Annotated in this window: 22 protein-coding genes and 1 other annotated feature; of the genes, 15 read left to right on the top strand and 7 right to left on the bottom strand. The window is 41.3% G+C overall.

The features are described 5' to 3' along the window. Positions 1 to 71 precede the first annotated feature (71 nt). The 4 genes from AAZR19_RS14475 to AAZR19_RS14460 are packed head-to-tail and all read left to right on the top strand — an operon-like array spanning position 72 to position 3,341. A complete protein-coding gene (locus AAZR19_RS14475) occupies positions 72 to 1,421 on the top strand; it encodes a coproporphyrinogen-III oxidase family protein (RefSeq protein ID WP_041109713.1) in 1,350 nt (449 codons plus the stop codon). Then, a complete protein-coding gene (locus AAZR19_RS14470; RefSeq protein WP_041109711.1) occupies positions 1,421 to 2,677 on the top strand; it encodes an MFS transporter in 1,257 nt (418 codons plus the stop codon). The genes AAZR19_RS14475 and AAZR19_RS14470 overlap by 1 nt, the downstream gene beginning before the upstream one ends. Positions 2,678 to 2,696: 19 nt before the next feature. Next, positions 2,697 to 3,185, top strand: a complete 489-nt coding sequence (locus AAZR19_RS14465; protein ID WP_041109709.1) for a DinB family protein — start codon at positions 2,697 to 2,699, stop codon at positions 3,183 to 3,185. Positions 3,186 to 3,197: 12 nt separating this feature from the next. Beyond that, the gene (locus tag AAZR19_RS14460) at positions 3,198 to 3,341 is read left to right on the top strand and encodes a hypothetical protein (RefSeq protein ID WP_155267113.1); all 144 of its coding nucleotides are present in this window, start codon (positions 3,198 to 3,200) and stop codon (positions 3,339 to 3,341) included. Between the two features lie 50 nt (positions 3,342 to 3,391). Here the strand turns inward: AAZR19_RS14460 and proC are convergent, their stop codons facing one another. Beyond that, on the bottom strand, positions 3,392 to 4,219 hold the full coding sequence (gene proC / locus AAZR19_RS14455) for a pyrroline-5-carboxylate reductase (protein ID WP_076840992.1): 828 nt from the start codon (positions 4,217 to 4,219) through the stop codon (positions 3,392 to 3,394). 41 nt (positions 4,220 to 4,260) lie between these two features. Then, positions 4,261 to 4,472, bottom strand: a binding site (T-box leader). A gap of 167 nt (positions 4,473 to 4,639) precedes the next feature. Here proC and AAZR19_RS14450 point away from each other — a divergent pair. Together AAZR19_RS14450 and AAZR19_RS14445 are read left to right on the top strand one after the other, a co-directional pair. After that, on the top strand, positions 4,640 to 5,590 hold the full coding sequence (locus tag AAZR19_RS14450; protein ID WP_163115369.1) for an MBL fold metallo-hydrolase: 951 nt from the start codon (positions 4,640 to 4,642) through the stop codon (positions 5,588 to 5,590). A gap of 12 nt (positions 5,591 to 5,602) precedes the next feature. Then, positions 5,603 to 6,379 carry an SDR family NAD(P)-dependent oxidoreductase gene (locus AAZR19_RS14445; RefSeq protein WP_076840994.1) on the top strand — a complete coding sequence of 259 codons (777 nt, stop codon included), beginning with the start codon at positions 5,603 to 5,605 and terminating at the stop codon, positions 6,377 to 6,379. Positions 6,380 to 6,442: 63 nt separating this feature from the next. Here AAZR19_RS14445 and AAZR19_RS14440 read toward each other — a convergent pair whose 3' ends face one another. Continuing rightward, on the bottom strand, positions 6,443 to 7,771 hold the full coding sequence (locus tag AAZR19_RS14440; RefSeq protein WP_041109700.1) for a CoA-disulfide reductase: 1,329 nt from the start codon (positions 7,769 to 7,771) through the stop codon (positions 6,443 to 6,445). Positions 7,772 to 7,960: 189 nt separating this feature from the next. Between AAZR19_RS14440 and coaA the strand changes: the two genes are divergently transcribed. After that, positions 7,961 to 8,920, top strand: a complete 960-nt coding sequence (coaA, locus tag AAZR19_RS14435) for a type I pantothenate kinase (RefSeq protein ID WP_024428044.1) — start codon at positions 7,961 to 7,963, stop codon at positions 8,918 to 8,920. 33 nt (positions 8,921 to 8,953) lie between these two features. Here the strand turns inward: coaA and AAZR19_RS14430 are convergent, their stop codons facing one another. From AAZR19_RS14430 to AAZR19_RS14415, 4 genes are all read right to left on the bottom strand, one after another. Further along, a complete protein-coding gene (locus AAZR19_RS14430; RefSeq protein ID WP_024428045.1) occupies positions 8,954 to 10,189 on the bottom strand; it encodes an MDR family MFS transporter in 1,236 nt (411 codons plus the stop codon). Positions 10,190 to 10,388: 199 nt separating this feature from the next. Continuing rightward, the gene (locus AAZR19_RS14425; protein WP_041109698.1) at positions 10,389 to 10,733 is read right to left on the bottom strand and encodes a YolD-like family protein; all 345 of its coding nucleotides are present in this window, start codon (positions 10,731 to 10,733) and stop codon (positions 10,389 to 10,391) included. A gap of 15 nt (positions 10,734 to 10,748) precedes the next feature. After that, the gene (locus AAZR19_RS14420; RefSeq protein ID WP_041109696.1) at positions 10,749 to 11,981 is read right to left on the bottom strand and encodes a DNA polymerase IV; all 1,233 of its coding nucleotides are present in this window, start codon (positions 11,979 to 11,981) and stop codon (positions 10,749 to 10,751) included. 152 nt (positions 11,982 to 12,133) lie between these two features. Continuing rightward, positions 12,134 to 12,583, bottom strand: coding sequence for a YfmQ family protein (locus tag AAZR19_RS14415; RefSeq protein WP_024422888.1), 450 nt, complete (start codon positions 12,581 to 12,583; stop codon positions 12,134 to 12,136). 272 nt (positions 12,584 to 12,855) lie between these two features. Here AAZR19_RS14415 and AAZR19_RS14410 point away from each other — a divergent pair, with 272 nt between their 5' ends. The 6 genes from AAZR19_RS14410 to AAZR19_RS14385 all read left to right on the top strand — a co-directional run bounded on the left by AAZR19_RS14410 (position 12,856) and on the right by AAZR19_RS14385 (position 16,529). Then, the gene (locus tag AAZR19_RS14410) at positions 12,856 to 13,335 is read left to right on the top strand and encodes a GNAT family N-acetyltransferase (protein ID WP_041109694.1); all 480 of its coding nucleotides are present in this window, start codon (positions 12,856 to 12,858) and stop codon (positions 13,333 to 13,335) included. After that, a complete protein-coding gene (locus AAZR19_RS14405; RefSeq protein ID WP_041109692.1) occupies positions 13,332 to 14,306 on the top strand; it encodes a GNAT family N-acetyltransferase in 975 nt (324 codons plus the stop codon). Before AAZR19_RS14410 ends, AAZR19_RS14405 begins: the two co-directional genes overlap by 4 nt. A gap of 79 nt (positions 14,307 to 14,385) precedes the next feature. Further along, entirely contained in the window at positions 14,386 to 14,712 is a 327-nt protein-coding gene (locus tag AAZR19_RS14400; protein WP_024428050.1) for an iron-sulfur cluster biosynthesis family protein, read from the top strand. 12 nt (positions 14,713 to 14,724) lie between these two features. After that, on the top strand, positions 14,725 to 14,964 hold the full coding sequence (locus AAZR19_RS14395) for a YqkC family protein (protein WP_024422884.1): 240 nt from the start codon (positions 14,725 to 14,727) through the stop codon (positions 14,962 to 14,964). 27 nt (positions 14,965 to 14,991) lie between these two features. Continuing rightward, the gene (locus AAZR19_RS14390) at positions 14,992 to 15,138 is read left to right on the top strand and encodes a hypothetical protein (protein WP_170871309.1); all 147 of its coding nucleotides are present in this window, start codon (positions 14,992 to 14,994) and stop codon (positions 15,136 to 15,138) included. A gap of 128 nt (positions 15,139 to 15,266) precedes the next feature. Continuing rightward, entirely contained in the window at positions 15,267 to 16,529 is a 1,263-nt protein-coding gene (locus AAZR19_RS14385) for a tetratricopeptide repeat protein (RefSeq protein WP_041109690.1), read from the top strand. A 26-nt stretch (positions 16,530 to 16,555) separates the two neighbouring features. Here the strand turns inward: AAZR19_RS14385 and AAZR19_RS14380 are convergent, their stop codons facing one another. Next, positions 16,556 to 17,482, bottom strand: coding sequence for an alpha/beta hydrolase (locus AAZR19_RS14380; protein ID WP_025093023.1), 927 nt, complete (start codon positions 17,480 to 17,482; stop codon positions 16,556 to 16,558). A 123-nt stretch (positions 17,483 to 17,605) separates the two neighbouring features. Between AAZR19_RS14380 and AAZR19_RS14375 the strand changes: the two genes are divergently transcribed. Further along, positions 17,606 to 17,830 (top strand): YqkE family protein, encoded by a 225-nt coding sequence (locus AAZR19_RS14375; RefSeq protein ID WP_024422881.1) that lies wholly within the window; start codon positions 17,606 to 17,608, stop codon positions 17,828 to 17,830. Positions 17,831 to 18,024: 194 nt separating this feature from the next. Further along, on the top strand, positions 18,025 to 18,429 hold the full coding sequence (locus AAZR19_RS14370; RefSeq protein ID WP_241770518.1) for an antimicrobial peptide LCI: 405 nt from the start codon (positions 18,025 to 18,027) through the stop codon (positions 18,427 to 18,429). Positions 18,430 to 18,564 lie beyond the last annotated feature (135 nt).

The following is an 18,564-nucleotide window of genomic DNA, read 5'->3' as shown; positions in this document are numbered from 1 at the left end:
TTTTTTAGCTTCTCTGTGAATTTGTATGTGGGATAAAAATAGACGAGAGTTGGGTGAGAGAATTGTCAAATATGAAAAGTTATTATGATGAGCATCCGTCTTTATGGAATTTTCTTTATCCTTTTTTTGGCCAAGCGAGCCAAGAAGGAGCACAATCTCGTGTGACAGAATTCATTCAGAAAGAACGAACATTTCAAAAAGGGAAAAACGCTTTATATTTACATATCCCTTTCTGCGATACGATCTGTTCGTTTTGTCCTTTTATTAAATCTACGAAATATGAGCCCATTATCGGAAAGTATATAGATGCTTTAATCAATGAGATGCGTATCTTATCCCAATCCCCTAATATCCAAAAAATGACGTTTGATGTGGTGTTCGTTGGTGGAGGTACTCCTTCCATAATGCCCCCAGAACTAATCTATCGACTTTCGACCGCTATAAAAGAAAATTTCTCATTATCTGCTGATTATGAATGGACATTTGAATGTGAAGCAAAAACAGCTACACCAGAAAGAGTGGCTGCTATGGCTGAAGGTGGAGCCAACAGAGGGAGCTTTGGTGTCCAAACATTAAATGAACACTATCGGAAAATGTTCAACTTAACGGCTAGTTTTGATCAAATCTCTCAGACTGTGGACTTAATGAAACGTCATTTCCAATCTTATAACATTGATTTGCTTTATCAGCTGCCTGGACAAACGAAAGAAGAGATGATAGAGGACATAAATGGAGTGATGTCATTAGGAAGCACAAGTATTGATACGTATCCACTAGAATATATTGCTTGTTCGAAGGGATGGTTATCAAAAATTAACAAAGGCAAGGTGCCAATGCCGCCAAATCCTAAAGAAAAATTTGAGTTTAGTGATACATTATATCGTCATTTAAAAAAGAATGGCTGGCATCAAAATTATGTGTATACGTTTATGGCTCCAGAGCATCAGAATAAACGTTTTCAATATGGCGAAGTGATTTACGGGGGATATGAAGATCAATATATTGGTTTGGGAACAGGAGCGATCTCCTACATGCAAGGCATGATATGGTCAAATGAAGGAAATACGCAAAAGTATATCGAAAGCCTGACGAATCAAGAATTACCTATTGTTAAATCTAGAGAATATCATGCTTTTGATAGAAGACTCGTCTTCTTCCCTAAAACAATGAAAATAGAAAAAACATATCTCAATCGAATGCCAAAGCGTGAGGAAATCTATCGTAAACTACAACTGCTCATAATGAAAGGAGTAGTTGAAGAAGCGGAGCAATATTTTGTAATCAAAGAAGAAGCGAAGCCATGGTATCCGGCGATCTTAGTTGATCTTATACCAGAAAAAGAGAGAGAAAATTATGATCAAGCCGTGGAGTTTATGCAAAAAGAGTTAGGCTGGTACGAGTCGACTGAGGTGCTCCTCTAATGGTTTCAAAGAAAGAAACGACATCTCTTTTCAAAGATCAAAATTTTGTCTGTTTCTTTATTGGGCAAAACTTATCTGCTTTTGGAGATTGGTTTAGAACGATAGCGACGATTGGTTTAATTTATGAGCTTACTGGGAAAGCGACCCATCTAAGCATTCTATTTATTTGTTCCATGCTCCCTCTCATTTTAACATCTATGCTTTTGAGCCCAATTATAGATAAGTTTTCTTACAAAAAAGTTGTGATATTCGCAGATGTGGCACGCTTTATCATTGGACTGGGGTTTGTTTTAGTTGTCACAATGAATGTTACACCGTTTATCCTTTATTTATTATTAGCGTTAAATGGTGCTTTCTCTGGTATATATCTGCCTGCTCGTTCATCTATGATACCTGAAATCCTTGATAAGGAGCAGCTTTCTAAGGGGAATAGTATACTGGCCACATCTTTTAGCGCATCGATGCTCATTGCGACAGGATTAGGCGGGTTGGTGACAGAAATTTGGTCAATTTCCACAATTTATTTAGTAGATGCGCTGACATTTTTATTATCAGCTATGCTGTTAATTCCAATTAAAGCGAAAGAAGCGTCTGAAAAAAAAGAGTATGTGTCATATGTTCAAAGTTTTAAAGAAGGAATTAAAGAAATCAAGGGATCACCCAAAATTCAAAGCGCCATATGGATATTGATGTCAAGAGAGTTTGCTTTAAGCATCGTTTATGTTTTATTTAGTCTGTATATTTTAGAAGTGGCAAGAGAAGGGAATTTTGGCTTGGGGCTTGGTCATACAATTAGTGGACTAGGGCAAATTATCGGTGGACTTACACTTGCAGCGTACTTCAAAAAAGTGAAATTCTCCTTTCAATTTTATAAAAGGTGGTCTACATTAGCGGTTATATTGCTTGCGATATTACATGCATTGTCGTATCAACAAACGACTTTTATTGGATTTTTGATTGTTGTTTTATTAGCCAATCTATTATATAGCCCAATCGAAGTTTTGTATTCTACTAATATTATGACATATGCAAGCAGTCATTTAAGAGCCCGTGTGTTTTCAGCAGGTCTTGCATTATCACGCATATTTTATATTAGTGGGTTTATCCTCATGGCATTTATCGGAGATTTGATTCCTATACATGTCATCGCTATAGGGATGGCAGGGCTTGTGATAGTAGCAGGTTTGATGAACAGCTTACTGCTACTAAAAGGAAAGCATCAAGATAAATCAAAAGTAGAAATGCATTCACTGTAAAGGAGACGTTGATTGCGTAATGGAAACTGGGAAATTAACAAAAACAGACATCATCACATCGCTTCAGGAAAGTATGAGTGAACTAGAGAAGATAGTGAAGGCTTGTGATGATTACACACTGGATCAATCTTTGGGGGAGGGGAAGTGGTCAATTAAGCAGCTCGCCGGGCATTTGTATGACACAGAAGAAGTCTGGTCAGAGCGGATAGAGCAAGCGATATCAGATGATCACACGCCCTTTCAATCGTATGATCCTGAAATATACGTGAAAGAAAGAGCGTATGAATGGTATAACGCTGACGATATCAAAGCATTGATCAAACGGATGAAAGAGAGAAGAAACAACACGCTTCGGCTATTAGAAAAAGATATTTGGGCACAATCAGGCCTGCATCCGGAAGAAGGAGTGATGACCGTCCAAATATTAGCTGAAACTATCGCTTTACATGAACAACATCATCTGGATCAAATCAAAGCCATCATGTCAATGAGTGAATCATCTACATGAGGAGGTGCTAAAGTGAAGCATCAAGAATTATTAGTTGATGTGAATTTTTATCAGGCACGTGATTCTTTATTAGAACAAGCCATTTCTAGTAAAGAACAGAAAGAACCGAAGTGTGAATCACGCAATTCACACCCAGTGGCCAGCGAGAAAAAATAGAGGGTCATATGTGAAAAAGCACCTGTCATCAAAACAGGTGCTTTTCAATTTCATTTATACGTGCTTGCTGAAAACATTTCGTTTAATTCTGCTGCGCGTTTAGTGGCTGTTTTGACACAATCGACAACGGCCTCTTCAAATTGATAGGCAGCCAGTGTGTTTAGGCCGGCTTCTGTTGTTCCGCCTTCACTTGTGATTTCCTTGCGCAGTTCGGCAGGCTCTTTTCCGCTGTCTTGAAGCATATTAGCGGCGCCCGCAATCATTTGGCAAATGAGTAATTTCGCAGTTGCTTGGTCCATTCCAAGTTCTGAAGCACCTCGCTCCATTCCTTCAATCAATTGATAAATGAAGGCTGGGCCGCTGCCTGCGATGGCTGTCACAGCATTTAGCTGCGATTCATCTAATACTGTGACATGCCCGATTGTTTCAAACAGCTCGACGGCTTTTTTCTTTTGCTCCTCTGTCACTTCATGACTTACGGCAATACCTGTTGCTGACTGCTGAATCGCCGCTGATGTATTTGGCATCGCACGAACGACTGCTGTCTTTCCGCCAGCATAGTGTTGAATCGTTTCAATGGAAATACCAGCTAAAATAGAAATGATCAGCTGTCCATGTAAATGAGGCTGGACTTCAGAAATTCCGCTTTCTGCATCCTTCGGTTTTAAGGCAAAAACGAGAATATCCGCTTCTTCATAAATAAAGGACCGAGCGAAATCCGTTTTGACCCCATAACGTACCTGTAATTCTTCTAATCGTTTTTCATTCGTTTTGTTTGTAACAATGATATCTTCATTCGACATCATTCCGCTTTTTAATAAACCTTTGATCATAGACTCTGCCATTGAGCCTGCACCGATAAATCCAATTTTACTCATAAGCTGCTCCTCCTTGTAGAAAATAAAAAAACCTCTCGCCTGAAAAGGACGAAAGGTTTTTCGCGGTACCACCCTCAATTAGCATGCAAACATGCATACTCAGCTCTAGTCCCTTAACGCGGGAAACGTTTAGGTTTGCCTAACAGCTCAAAGGGCAGGTTCAGCAAATAAGAGGATGGTGAAGTCTTTCAGCCGGCGGACCTCACTCTCTTGCATCGTTATTTTGCTTACTAATCCTTATCATCGCGCATCATATATTTGTTGTTCATTATGCAACGATGGACAAGTTTATGTCAATAGGGCAGTTTAAAAAATTGCCCATCTAAACCGCATGACAGTCTGCCTTTTGCAAGATACAATGAAGTAAGAAGGCTTAAGTCCCACAATCATGAGTCAAAAAGCAGGAGATGACGTATAAAAGTGAAAGAAAACATCATTCAATTATCCATCCCGACGCCGTTTGCCGTTGGGGATGTGCATGCATATGTTTTAAAAGGAGAGGCCGTCACCTTAGTAGATTGCGGTCCGATGACAGAAGAGGCAGAGCATGCCTTTGTCACGCAATTAAAGGAACATCGTTTATCGATAGACGATATTGATCAAGTGGTGCTGACCCATCATCATGCAGATCATGTCGGTCTGTTAAATCTGATGAAACCTCATGTCCGTGTGATCGGACACCAGCTAAATGAGCCGTATATTAGTCAGGATCCAGTGTTTAAGCAGCGCCAAGTGGACTTTATGATTCCTTTTTTTCAGCAGTTAGGTGTCCCGCTTCGGCAAAATGAGTGTGAAAAAATGGTGAAGCAATCTTATACATATTCTTGTACTTCACATGTAGATGAGATCATAAAAGAAGGTGATCGTTTAAGCGGGCATGAACACTTCTTTGTGATGGAAACACCCGGACACGCACAGTCTCATCTTTCCTTTTTAGATGAAAGAACGGGGAATTTTATTGGCGGCGACCTGCTTTTGACGACCATTTCTTCAAATCCGTTAATGGAAGCACCGTATGAGGGCGAGGAACGTCAAAAATCACTGCTTCAATATAAAGCATCACTCAATCGGTTATTGCGTCTGCCAATCAAGACGATTTATCCAGGACACGGTCAGCTCATCACGTCCCACCATGAATTGATTGAAGAAAGATTTAAGAAACAAGAGAAACGGGCAAATACGATGTATCAGCTGCTTAAACAAAAAGAAATGACGGCCTTTCATCTTTGCCGCAAGCTATTTCCAGTGATGTATGAAGAGGCCTTGTTTTTAACGATGTCAGAGACAGTGGGGCAGCTGGATGTGCTCTTAGAGGCTGGGCAAATTGAAGAAGTGCAAAAAGACGGAATTGTCTATTACAGAGCAAACTAAGGAGTGAAACGCATGGGGCGATTGACAGGAAAAAGGATTTGGATTACAGGCGCATCTGGGGGCATTGGTGAAAAAATGGCGTACTTGGCAGCAGAAGAAGGTGCAGAGGTCATTATTTCAGCAAGACGAGTGGAAAAGCTTACTGGTGTGAAAGAAAAAATTATGAGCGCTGGCGGGGTGTGTCACATCGCTCAGCTTGATGTCAGCAAGCTTGACGACATTGATCGCGCGTATGAAGAAGTGGGGCCGGTCGATATTTTGGTCAACAATGCCGGCTTTGGCGTATTCGATCTCGTCGAAGATGCCTCCATAGAGGAAATGGTGTCGATGTTTGAGGTGAATGTGTTTGGCTTAATCGCCTGCACGAAAAAGGTCATCCCTGAGATGAAACAAAGAGGGCAGGGACATATTATCAATATCGCATCCCAGGCAGGAAAGATTGCGACACCCAAATCAGCGATTTATTCCGCATCAAAGCATGCCGTTCTTGGATTTTCAAACAGCCTCAGAATGGAGCTGGCAGACTCAGGCATTCACGTGACGACGGTCAACCCAGGACCGATTGCTACAGACTTTTTTACCATCGCTGACCGCAGCGGTGAATATGTGAAGAACGTTGATTTTATGATGCTGAGTGCGGACAAGGTGGCAGGGAAGGTCGTATCTGCCATGATGACGAAAAAGAGAGAGATTAATCTGCCCGGCTGGATGAACGCTGGCAGCAAATTGTATCAGTTATTCCCATTTTTATTTGAAAAAGCAGCACGAAAAGCGATGATGAAAAAGTAACAAAAAAGAAACCGGTTTTGAACTGGTTTCTTTTTTTGAGGTAAGGCTTCATTGTGACACTTTCTATATCCGTCTTGCCGCTTGCTGAAGCGGGTCCCATACACTGTTAAAAGGCGGTGCATAGCTAATATCTAAATCTTCAAGATCTGTTATGGTCAGCTCTTGGTAAAGGGCAGCCGCCACGATATCGATCCGTTTATCTACACCGTTTCTGCCGATGATTTGGGCACCAAGCAAGGTATGGTTATCGCTTCTGTAAATCAGTTTCACTTTCATTTTCTGCGCTTCTGGGTAATACTTCGCGTGATCTGTACTATCAATGGTGATGACGGAGAAAGGAATGTCCGCCTCTTTTGCTTCTTTTTCTGATAAGCCTGTTCGTCCCGCTGTCACGTCCATAAATTTCATGACGGCTGTTCCAGTCACGCCTTGAAACGCCCGGTTTGTCCCTGTCATATGAAAGCCTGCGATTCTCCCTTGTTTATTCGCCGTTGTGCCGAGCGGAATATAATCCAATGATTTTTTGATGCGGTGATAGGTTGCTGCGCAATCACCGGCAGCATAAATGTCTTTTATATTGGTTTGCATGTATTGATTTACTGCAATAGCGCCATTTTGAAGACGCTTGATTCCGGTATGATGTAAAAAGGAGGTTTGCGGAGTGATACCGATGGCCATGATGACCATATCTGTTTGAATGGTTTGTTTGTCTGTGATAACAGCTGTGACATGTGACTTGCCTTCTAATTGCTGTACCGTTTCTCCGAGCGATACGTGAATGCCCTTGGCGTCAGCCTCTTCTTTAAGGTGTTTTGCCATATCGGAGTCAAAGCCCGGGCCGAGTGCTGCTCCCCGCTGAATGATATGTACGTTTTTTCCGAGCGCTTTTAAATTTTCAGCCATTTCAAGGCCGATATATCCACCTCCAATGATCGTGACATGTGTGATGTCCTTTTCTAAATGTTCTAAAATGGACAGCGCATGCGGGATGGTTTTTAATACGTGTACGCCTTCTAATGGCTGGCTGTCTAAATTCAGAGTGACAGGGCTTGCTCCTGTCGCAATTAAGAGGCGGTCGTAGCTTTCTGTAAAGGGTTCCTTTGTTTTCGTATGATGACCCGACACTGTTTTCTGCTCTGGGTCAATGGAGGTCACTTCGTGTAAGCATCTGGCGTCAATTCCATATTTCTCACGAAAGGTTTCAGCACTGCGTGCGATCAGCTTTCTGTGATCATCAATGAGACCGCCGATCAAGTAGGGGAGTCCGCACTGTCCATATGAGAAAATCTCTCCTTTTTCAAAAGCAACAATGTATGCATCTGGATCCTCTCTATATATTTGCATAGCGCAGCTCATTCCAGCTGCGTCTCCGCCAATCATCACATATTTCATTTAGTGTGCTCCCTTCTATCTATCGTACTGAATACTCTTATTTACCCTCATATTCCTTTTTTTAATGCTTTTTTTTGCAAAACAAGCAAACTTTCGTTGAAAAATAAAGACAGCGCCTTCATTTTAAGCTACAATCGGATTATCGTCTTTTTTGGGTTACGAGTTTAGTGAAGATTGGTGGGAAAGACTTTGAGTGACACGCGACTAGATTTTAATACGCTATACACGCGCCATACGAGAGAGGCCTGGGCAGCTCTTGGAGAATATATGCCGGTATCTGTTTCTGAAGAAGAAGCGAGAGCGCTGCAAGGGTTAAATGACTATTTATCGCTTGAAGAAGTTCGAGATATTTACATACCGCTTATTCGTTTTCTGACATTACATGTCTTTGCAGAAAAACAAAAAAACCAGCATGTGAATGCCTTTTTAAACTACCCACATCATGCCAAGATTCCTTTTTTAATTGGGATTGCTGGAAGTGTAGCTGTCGGGAAAAGCACAACGGCTCGTATCATTGAAACGCTTTTATCGAGGCTTGGAGATGGGCTGAAGGTAAGTCTTGTAACAACAGATGGCTTTTTATATCCTCAAAAAGAATTAAAGGATCGAGGGCTGATGGAAAAGAAAGGCTTCCCGGAAAGCTATGATGTCAAAGCCCTGCTGTCTTTTTTGAATGAATTAAAATCAGGTAAACAAACTGTGCATGCCCCGGTATATTCGCATCTGACCTATGACCGGCTTGAAGGGGTGTATGAAACAGTAGAGGATGCGGATATTGTCATTATTGAAGGAATCAATGTACTCCAATCACCAGCGCTGGATGATTTGAAGGATGAACCACGTGTGTTTGTATCAGATTTCTTTGATTTTTCGATTTATGTAGACGCCGCTGAAACGCAAATTCAATCATGGTATAAAGAACGATTTCGTTTGCTAAGGGAAACAGCCTTCCAAGACCCTGAATCCTTCTTTCATCAATATAAAGATTTGACGGATGAAGAGGCAGATCAAATGGCAAGCACCATTTGGAATACCGTGAACCGCCCTAATTTATATCAAAATATTTTACCGACAAAATATCGAGCTGATCTCATTTTGAAAAAAGGGGATCAGCACAAGGTGGAAGAGATCGCCATCCGCCGGGTATAAATGAAAAACCGCTCAAACGAGAGAGCGGTTTTTTTAATGATCTCCACTTACTTTAACAGCTATGGCTGCTGCCGATCGCTTTTTTAGACGGTAATATCCAATGAGTAAGAATGGAACGCCTGCGATGGTGATCATTGACAAGACCGTAAAAATGGAGAGGGGATGGGCTGCGCCAAAATAGTCAATGCACAGTCCGCCGACAAATGGTCCGATGACACTGCCGAGCTGAGAAAATCCCATCGCCCCAAAGTACGATCCCTTCACTTCAGGCTTTGCAATATTGTCTACAAAAAGATCCATCATCGCAAACAGCAGAACCTCCCCAATCGTAAACACGACAATGATGAAAGCAAGCATGCCGAGACTTTGTGAAAAAGCAATGGCAAACAAACTGCCGGCAAGAAGAATATTCCCGGTGGTCAGCGACAAAATGGTGGAGTAGCGCTTCGCAATCATGATGAGCGGATATTGTACGACAATGACAACCACTGCATTTAAAGATAAAAGATATCCAAACAGTTTAGGACCATCCTCAATCATAGGTGACGCTGATAAGTATTGAGGCAGCGTTGAGCTTAAATGCGAATACCCGAACGAACATAAGGTAACGCCGATGAGGATGATGCTAAAGACCGTATCTTTTTGGATAATGGAAAGGGCTTTTTTGACGCTGATTTGTTTCGTACTTTCTGGAGCAGCAACTGGATGCTTCTGAAATTGCCAGGCCAGTGTTAATCCATATAACAAATAAATGAAGGCAGCGACAAGAAATGGAAATGTTGTTTTCGATGATCCTAGATATAAGCCAAGCAGCGGGCCGAAGATCACCCCGATATTAATGGCCGTATACCGTAAATTAAAAACAAACAACCGAATACTTGATGGGGTGACATCAGATAAGAGTGCCTTAGACGTCGGTTCAAACAGTGCCCGGCACAGTCCATTTAAAGCGTTCATGAGAAAGAAGACCCAAATGGCATCTGCAAACGCAAAGCCAACAAAGACAAGTGTCCAGCCGAAGATGGATAGAAGCATGACCTTTTTCCTGCCGATTCGGTCAGAAACATAGCCGCCGTAAAAACTCGCCACGATCCCAATAAGGGAGCTGACGGCAATGATTAACCCAGCTGAAGAAGCTGAAGCCCCTTTGACTTGTGTCAAATAAACGGCCAAAAAAGGAATGCTCATGGACGTCGCCATTCGGCCGAATATGGTGCCGATGATGATCGTCCAACTAAGTGGATGTAAAGTACGTAAATTATTTTTCATGATGTTTCTCCCCTGAGTGTTAAGATGTTCCAATCATACATGAAAAATTGTGCAAATTAAATACACAATTTGATGGAGGAGACATCCGCCATATGACAGAGGAGGCCAGAATAGCTCGCAAATTTGGAGAGCATGTTTTTTCTGCCGATGCTTCTATGTCTTTTAGATCTTCTGATTCGTATGGTCACTTAAAGACAATTTAATCAAGATCAATCGCGACAATTTGCTGCAAGGACAGGTGGAGAACATCTTCATCATTGACGATTTTTATGCGCCGGGTTTCATAATGAATGGCTTTCACCCAGCCCCAAAACTGCTGTTTCATACCTGCTGCAGCATATGTCACGCAAATCGCTTGGTCCTCTGTAATCGACTGTGTGATCAAAAAATTCATTTCCTCTAGCTGATCAGTGCTCAGCGAAGGAGGCGTGTATTCTTTTTTCTTTCGTTTTTGAGCAAGCAGCTGTTCACGGTGCTCTGGGAGCATCATTCGGCTTGATTCCCACATGATGTTGTATCCAGGTGTTAATTTATTGGGATTCATGGCTGTTCGCCTCCGTTATTTGTAATGTCCACCAATTTTTTCGGCGCGGTGATACGCCTGCCCTGCGCTTGTTAGTGACGAGGCGTGCAAGAGTGCAGCAGGTCCATACTTCATATGGATCGCATCAAATACTTTGCTGAGTCTGTCTTTTTTGAAATGGTGATCAAATAAACTCAGCTGATAGTGGCTGTCAGGCTGCAGCTGCGAGAGAGTAATGCCTACACTGCGAATGGGCTCGCCGTCCCAGTGCTGCTGGCATAGCTGAATGGCTGCGTCTGCAATATCTCTCCCGTACTGTGTGGGTGAATGGAGCTTGATTTGTCTATGAAATCCAGTCGGATGAGAAAAATCAGCGCCTCTTATGCCAACAGCCACCGTTTGTCCAACATAATGCTTAAAGCGCGCACGTCTTGCCACTTCTTCACTCAATTCAAGAATGGCGACTTTGATGTCCTCAAAAGACGCATAATCATGGGGAAGGGTCATATGATGCCCAACCGCTTTTTGCTGATCATGTGTGTGAAGAGTGACCGGGGAGGGATCGTGTCCTAAAGCTGTTCGCTGCAGAAGCTCCCCGTTGATTCCCCAGCGTTTTTTTAGCCGGTCTAACGGATAAGCAGCAAGTGTCCCGATGGTACTGATGCCCATTCGTTTTAAATGATGCTCCATCCGTTTGCCGACACCAAATAATTTTCCAATCGGAAGCGGCCATAAATCATCCGCAACCCGGTCTGCACGAAGTTCATAGATGCCAGATTTGTTTTTTTTAGCAAAATGATCACAGGCCATTTTAGCGAGCACTTTATTAGGACCAATGCCAACACGTGCGTAAATGCCTGTCTGGTTCATAATGGTCGTTTGTATATTTTGAGCGATCTCGCGGGGCGAACCGAGTAGTGTCACACTTCCCGTAATATCGAGAAACTGTTCATCAATTGAATAGGGTTCGACAAGATCCGTGTATTGTTCAAGCAGTTCTGTCATCATGACAGAGACATCAAGGTAGCGCTGCATACGTGGACGTACGACGACGGCTTCAGGGCATTTCTCCTGTGCTTCCCATAATCTTGATGCATTTTGTACGCCCCGTTTTTTAGCGAGCGGGCAGGCCGCAAGTACGACCCCGCTCCGTCGCTCGGGATCTCCTGAGACGATGAGCGGCACATCCTTCAAATGGGGAGCCTCCACTTTTTCGACTGACGCATAAAACGACTGCATATCCACAAGCAGAATGGCTCGTTCATTCATGATTTTCACCTCTTAGAACGTATGTTCTGTATACATTTTAACCGCCCGAAGGTGAAATTGATACTGGTAAATCATTCAAAGAGAAGAGTGTAAATCCATACAAAAAAGACGAAGTGTCTCCACTTCGTCTCATCTGGGGAAAATGAGTCGTTTTAAGCATGTGCCAAGTTGTTGGATGTTTGGAGCGGCTCAGAACGCAAACGATAGGCCGTTAGTTTTTTCTTAGGCTTATGGGTAAACTGCCGCACCACATCCACGTGGTCATCGTAATGATACAGATAAAGGGTTACATCATGCTTGCCAAGCTTTGTTTGCATGGTAAGCGGCGCCGGCCCTTCCTGCGGATGAAGAAAACGCTCTTCGTCACCAGGATAAATATAATAGCGTTCAATAAAGATCGCATCATTAAAATGTTGAATAATTTCGGATGTTTGCTGATCATCGAGTGGACGTCCTTGAAACGTCATCGTTGTTTGATCACTTGTTACTTTTGCATGCACCGCATAACGACTAAAAAGGCGTTCAACAACACCCGAAGGCAGCGAAGTGACAAGCAGCTTTAAAAGACTAAACACAACAAGTGAAGTAACAATCCAAACCAATATCATCATCTCCAATAAACGTTTGTTCCATTTCCTATATGATCCATCTTAACATAACAAAAGAATAAAACTTTCGCACAAAAAGTGAACTTTTTGAAATAAGTGTGAAGATTTTAAAGGAGATGACAGCGAAAGAACGAAGAACCAACAAAGCTGAAGGGAAAAAAGGCTGATACATCACCTTTACAAACAATTGATCAGACAGGTAGACTATTGAAACAGTTGATTTTTGTGAAACGGTACAGCTAAAAATAAAAAGGGGCGAGGCCATCATGATACGTCAAGTAAAGCCGTCAGATTTTTATGCGGTCACATCCGTCATTCAAAGCTGGTGGGGAGGCAGAGATTTACGCGCGAAATTGCCAAAGCTATTTTTCGAACATTTTCAGCAAACAAGTTTTGTCGTTGTTGAAAAAGGTGAACTGATTGGCTTTTTAGTCGGTTTTTTATCGCAATCGCATTCAGATGAAGCGTATATTCACTTTGTTGGGGTACATCCAGACCACCGGAAATTAAAGATTGGCAAAATTCTCTATCAAGCGTTTTATGAAGCGGCTGAAAAGGAAGGAAGAACAACGATTAAGGCCGTTACAGCTCCTGTCAATAAAGTCTCGATTGCTTACCATACAAAGCTCGGTTTTCAGATAGAAAAGGGAGATAAAACAGTGGATGGCATTTCAGTTTTTTCAGATTACGACGGCATTCATGAAGACCGGGTACTATTTGTGAAAAGGCTGGAGGCGAACGCATGATCATCAGACTGGATCAAAAAAATAAAGAAATAGCAAAAGAGCTGTTACATATACAATTAGCCGCATATCAGCGGGAGGCAGAACAAATTGGCTATCAAGATTTACCGCCCTTAAAAGAAACGGTTCAAGACATAATAGAAACAGATGAGATTTTCATAGGATTTGAAAAAGAGGGGCATTTGTTAGGGATCGCTTCATATGAACTGCATGACGATCGGATCATCCTCAGCCGGTTAGCTGTGCACCCACATCATGTCAATCAAGGAATCGGGACAGCGCTCCTGCAATCCATTATCCAGCATCAAAAAACAATCGAGCTCACAACAGCAGAGGCAAATACACCAGCAATCAAGCTTTATGAAAAACTAGGGTTTAAACAGAAGGACCGTTTGCAGGTGGAAAACAATCTGATGTTAACAAAGATGGAACGTTTGATGCTTCGAAAGGTGGAAGTGATTGAATACCAATCGAGCTGGCCAAAACAATTTCAAGATGAGCACAACAAGCTGAAAAAGATAGTTGGCGACAACTGGGTATATGGCCACCATATTGGCAGTACGTCAGTCATAGGAATGGCGGCTAAGCCAATTATTGATATCTTGCTAGAGGTGAAGCATATCAGCACCTTAGATGAGTATAACCACCTGTTTCGCCAGCTTGGATATGAACCGCTCGGAGAAAATGGACTCAAGGGAAGACGTTTTTTTAGAAAAGGCGGCTTGAACCGAACACATCACGTTCACGCCTATGAAGCCGGACATGATGATGTAAAAAGGCATTTGGTGTTCCGAGATTATTTAAAAGCTGCACCTGATCGTGCCAAAGCCTATGCAGATAAAAAGCGTCAATTGGCAAAAACCTATCCTGAAGATATGGCAAATTATATCAAAGGAAAAGATGAGCTCATTAAAGAAATTGAACAAGAAGCGTACAATTGGTCAGACCAGCTAAAGGCAAATGATCAGACATAAGAGCTGACAGGGCGTGAACATGTTTAATTGATGACTGATATGTTACAATGTAACAATCAACGAAAAAAGGATGTTCGGCATGTATATTCATATAACAGAACCAGCAGCAGCGTTCCTTACAAAACAACAAGCAGGGCATGAAACAAAAGAACTGCTCCTTCGATATGATTCAGATGGGTGCGGCTGTGCGGTAAGCGGTGTCCCAATGATTTGGCTCACAGGTGAAAGAACAGGCGAATGGGAAGAACTCAAGCATAATCAGCTCTTTAAGCTGTACATACACACAGCACAAAAGGTCTTTTTTGACGAGGAAATGACGATTGATTTTAACGAAAAAGCCAACACACTCATGTTGAAAAGTCCTCAACAAATACTCAGCCCGAGAATGGGTATACTTGTAAAGTAAGGTGGAAATGTAGTGGATCAAAAGCTAAAAGTGATACAAAATACGGCACAAAATAAAACATGGGTGTCGTTTTTAAATAACAATCATCCCTATAGCCTTTTGCACTGGTCAATAGGTGGAATGGATTCGGTGAAAAAGGACGTTTGGCTTCTTCAAGATGAAGTCACATTTGAAACAGAAGAATTTCCAACGCTCGAATTAGCTGTCAATTGGATCAAAGAGAATATGGACCAAGTAACAGATGTATTATAAAAGCCCTTTTTCGGAAGGGTTTTTTTCGTGCGTTCATCATCTCATCAAACCGCATGGCTGTCTAATCCGGAAAATGATCTTTTGGGAACGGAAAAAGCCGTTTTTCAACAAACAATTCGACAAAATGAGCAAGCTAGAAATAAAAAAATAATGGCTGTAAATGCCGAAAAATAGGCATTTGCAGCGTTAATTGCGGGATACCGAAAACTTTGCGAAAAATGACATTTCATATTTCTTCCATTCGAGGAAATGTGATAGAATACAACATGTATCGTATATGAGAAGGGAGGTGCTAAAGTGAATTGAAGCTCAAGCTGTCATCGCCTCAGGTTGGAATCAAAATAAACGAATGGTATAGGCAGATTTGCGGATTTCATGTGATGAAAGCAGAGAAGCTGAAGGCGGAGATCGAGCAGGAAATCCTGGAGATGGAGCAGGATCAAAACTTGTTATTGTTTTACCAGCTGATGGATTTTCGCCACAAGGTGATGCTTGAATATTTTGAACCGGCAAAGAAAGCCTCGAATGATGAAGAGATTAAGAATTTGCTAGAAACGATTGAACATTCACAAACGAAATTAACGGATATGCTTGAATACTATGTTCATTTTTTCACAGGAATGTTTGAATTTGAACAGAGAAACTATTTAAGTGCCATTGCTTATTACCGCTCAGCAGAAAAAAAGCTCAATCTCATATCAGATGATATAGAAAGAGCAGAATTTTACTTTAAATTAGCAGAAATTTACTACCACATGAAACAAACCCACTTTTCGATGCACTATGCCTTGCAAGCGTTAGATACGTACTCTGCCTACAGAACGTACACGCTGAGAATCATCCACTGTGAATTTGTCATTGGTGCAAACTATGATGATTTGAAATGCTATGAACATGCATTGCCCTACTTTAAAAATGCTCTAAAGCGAGCACGCTCAATTGGAAACCCTCGAGTCATAGGTTCGGCCCTTTTCAACTTAGGTAACTGTTATTATCAAATGAACGATCTTGCGGAAGCAAGCCGTTATCTGAGAGACTCTATTGAAGTGTTTGAAAAGGAGAATTTAACCCATCTTAATCGCTCTCTAGACCCACTATTTATGCTGACACAAATCCTGTTTAAACAAAAACAAATAGAAGAGTCGTTAACCCTCTATCAACAAGGTATTATGAAGGCCTGTGAATTAGAAGATGAAATTTACATCTGCAAATTTCAGTTCTTAAAAGCATTATATGTTGATGCAGACATAACAATCATAGACGATACATTAGACCTGCTCGAGGACAAGCGCTTATACCCAGATATTGAGGAATTGGCACTTGATGCGGCTCATTATTACAATGAGCTTGGACTGTTTGAAGTATCTACCCGGTTTTACGAAAGGAAAATTCAAGCCATATCAAAAATCCAAAATGGGGGTCATTTATATGAAAACGAGTTTGATAGTTCTTTTATTGGCAGCAACTGCAGGATTATCGGTCATGAGTCAGCAGCAATCGGAAGAGAGCCATATGGAGCTTGCGGGCAGACACCATACAACAGTGGTGACTATCGCATAAGTTAGCTCAAAAAGAGGGGACGAACTGCTGTTCATTCTCCTCTTTTATTTTCATTCAATTCAAATCTTTGAAGAAATGCTTGAATTTCTTGCTCATAAGCTTCCTTATTTTCGCTAAAAGACATTGCATGCGCACCGTGTGGCGCAATAAATAACTGTTTGTCACCCTTTTTTCGTGCATATAACTGCTGACTTTGCTCACAGGGGATATAGTCGTCATGGCGGCTATGAATAAAAAGTACAGGTTCTTTCACCTGGTCGATCACATCAAGAGGGGAAACTTGCCGGATGCGGTATCCATCCCGCCATTTTAACACTTGATCACTTAGTGGAAGAATCCACTCTCCTGAAAGGCGAAAGTCTGTTTTTAATCGATAAAGAAGCTGATCCTCAAAAGAAGCAAAAGGGCAGTCTGCTATGTAAAAATTGGCGTTTGCTTCCGGCTTTGCAGCATATAACAAGGTCGTGACTGCACCCATTGATTCTCCGTGTATCCCAATGATGGCACTTTCTCCGAGTTTTTGTCTGAGCCACTTTACGATCTTTGCTAGATCTTCTTTTTCATAATATCCATAACTTGTGGTTTTCCCGCCGCTCATTCCATGTCTTCTATGATCATAAAGCATCACATTCCATCCGAGCTTTTGGAATAATTTCATATACTTAACGGAGTTAATCAAACTGACTGTAACACCGTGGCAAAGGACGATTGTGCGTGTTGTATGTGGATACGGCACAAAATAGCCATGGAGATCATAACCAAATGCTGAAGGAATACACACTTTCTCTTTTTTAAGCTGTTGAAATTCCTCATGATGATAATGGCCTCCATCTGATTCTCGTTTGATGAGCTCTTCATCCGTTAATTTTCGAATATACATCATTTTATTGGTGAAAAAAATGCCGATTGCAGCGAGTGGACATAATATGAAGGCAAATATAGCGATCCATTTCTTCATCTAGCCGATTCTTCCTTTCCGGAGTTTTTTCTATGACGATCATACCACATCTTGGGAGATTGGCGTGCCTCTTGCTCAGAAAATAAAACGGGTGATACACTAAGTCAAAAGGAGAGAGGCACAATGAAAAAGACCAAACAAGATCAAGCGAAATTAAAGGATGGCATAAACGATGATGTCAAACAGCAGCTTCTTCAAATGAAGCAGAACCTTGCCGTCGAGACAGAAAAAAGAGAAGAACAAAAACGACAAGACCTCCTTCGGCAGCAGAAAGAAAAAGAAAAAAACAAAAGTTTTTCAGAGCTGCTAGATGAAAGCCATTTAGACTGGAGAAAGTATAAAAGCTAAAAAAGAGGGCGATGATGCTCTCTTTTTTCATACCATCATCTTAAGATAGATCCACAGCAGAAACATAGAAGTGCTTAAAGAGAAAAGCACTTCTTCCCCCTTCACATCACTTCATTTCAGAATTGTGACAGTATGATCTTTACACTCAAACGAAACGAAATCCCATAACTTATGTTTAAAATAGGAGTAAAAAGGTGAGTATTGAATTATTTAAATTCCTTTTTATTGAAAATATGGTCATTAAGACCCTTTTGGTAGAGGATCATTCTCCTTATAATGAAGGTGTATTACAAAATTTGGTAATGGAGATGATTCACATGAAATTGAGAAAAACAATGGCTGGAGTCGCTTTATCTTTAGGATTGCTTTTACCTGTTTCTGGACAAGCTCTTGCTACAAATGAATTAACGAATGCTGATTTGAGTACAAAGGCAACTTCAATTGTAGATTGTTCTGTAACCCCTTTTAAAGGCGCAAGTAATCGACTATGTATGTATTCAGATAATGGTTCTTTTGCAAATAGTTTCAGTCGCTTTGGTACTACATTTTATCTTAAAGGCAAATCTGGAAATTATGCATATTATGAAAGTGCAAGATAAGGACAACGGGGCTTTTAGCCCCTCCTCATTTTTAATAGAGAAACACTAGCATCCTACATACGCTAAAATAAAAAGATTGTAGAAAAACATGAGTTTTTCTACAATCTGAGAGATCACATCATGTGATCTTTTTTG

Origin of the sequence: Bacillus sp. Je.9.29.b (assembly GCF_051129925.1) — a bacterium.
GTDB classification, from domain to species: Bacteria; Bacillota; Bacilli; order Bacillales; family Bacillaceae; genus Bacillus; species Bacillus safensis.
This window is presented reverse-complemented; position numbering and strand designations above follow the sequence as displayed.

What these genes read in the sequence shown, in the direction of transcription:
- AAZR19_RS14475 (WP_041109713.1), top strand. Translation starts at nt 72, where the DNA reads ATGAAAAGTTATTATGATGAGCATCCGTCTTTATGGAATTTTCTTTAT.
- AAZR19_RS14470 (WP_041109711.1), top strand. Translation starts at nt 1,421, where the DNA reads ATGGTTTCAAAGAAAGAAACGACATCTCTTTTCAAAGATCAAAATTTT.
- AAZR19_RS14465 (WP_041109709.1), top strand. Translation starts at nt 2,697, where the DNA reads ATGGAAACTGGGAAATTAACAAAAACAGACATCATCACATCGCTTCAG.
- proC (WP_076840992.1), bottom strand. Translation starts at nt 4,219, where the DNA reads ATGAGTAAAATTGGATTTATCGGTGCAGGCTCAATGGCAGAGTCTATG.
- AAZR19_RS14445 (WP_076840994.1), top strand. Translation starts at nt 5,603, where the DNA reads ATGGGGCGATTGACAGGAAAAAGGATTTGGATTACAGGCGCATCTGGG.
- AAZR19_RS14440 (WP_041109700.1), bottom strand. Translation starts at nt 7,771, where the DNA reads ATGAAATATGTGATGATTGGCGGAGACGCAGCTGGAATGAGCTGCGCT.
- AAZR19_RS14430 (WP_024428045.1), bottom strand. Translation starts at nt 10,189, where the DNA reads ATGAAAAATAATTTACGTACTTTACATCCACTTAGTTGGACGATCATC.
- AAZR19_RS14425 (WP_041109698.1), bottom strand. Translation starts at nt 10,733, where the DNA reads ATGAATCCCAATAAATTAACACCTGGATACAACATCATGTGGGAATCA.
- AAZR19_RS14420 (WP_041109696.1), bottom strand. Translation starts at nt 11,981, where the DNA reads ATGAATGAACGAGCCATTCTGCTTGTGGATATGCAGTCGTTTTATGCG.
- AAZR19_RS14410 (WP_041109694.1), top strand. Translation starts at nt 12,856, where the DNA reads ATGATACGTCAAGTAAAGCCGTCAGATTTTTATGCGGTCACATCCGTC.
- AAZR19_RS14405 (WP_041109692.1), top strand. Translation starts at nt 13,332, where the DNA reads ATGATCATCAGACTGGATCAAAAAAATAAAGAAATAGCAAAAGAGCTG.
- AAZR19_RS14400 (WP_024428050.1), top strand. Translation starts at nt 14,386, where the DNA reads ATGTATATTCATATAACAGAACCAGCAGCAGCGTTCCTTACAAAACAA.
- AAZR19_RS14380 (WP_025093023.1), bottom strand. Translation starts at nt 17,482, where the DNA reads ATGAAGAAATGGATCGCTATATTTGCCTTCATATTATGTCCACTCGCT.
- AAZR19_RS14375 (WP_024422881.1), top strand. Translation starts at nt 17,606, where the DNA reads ATGAAAAAGACCAAACAAGATCAAGCGAAATTAAAGGATGGCATAAAC.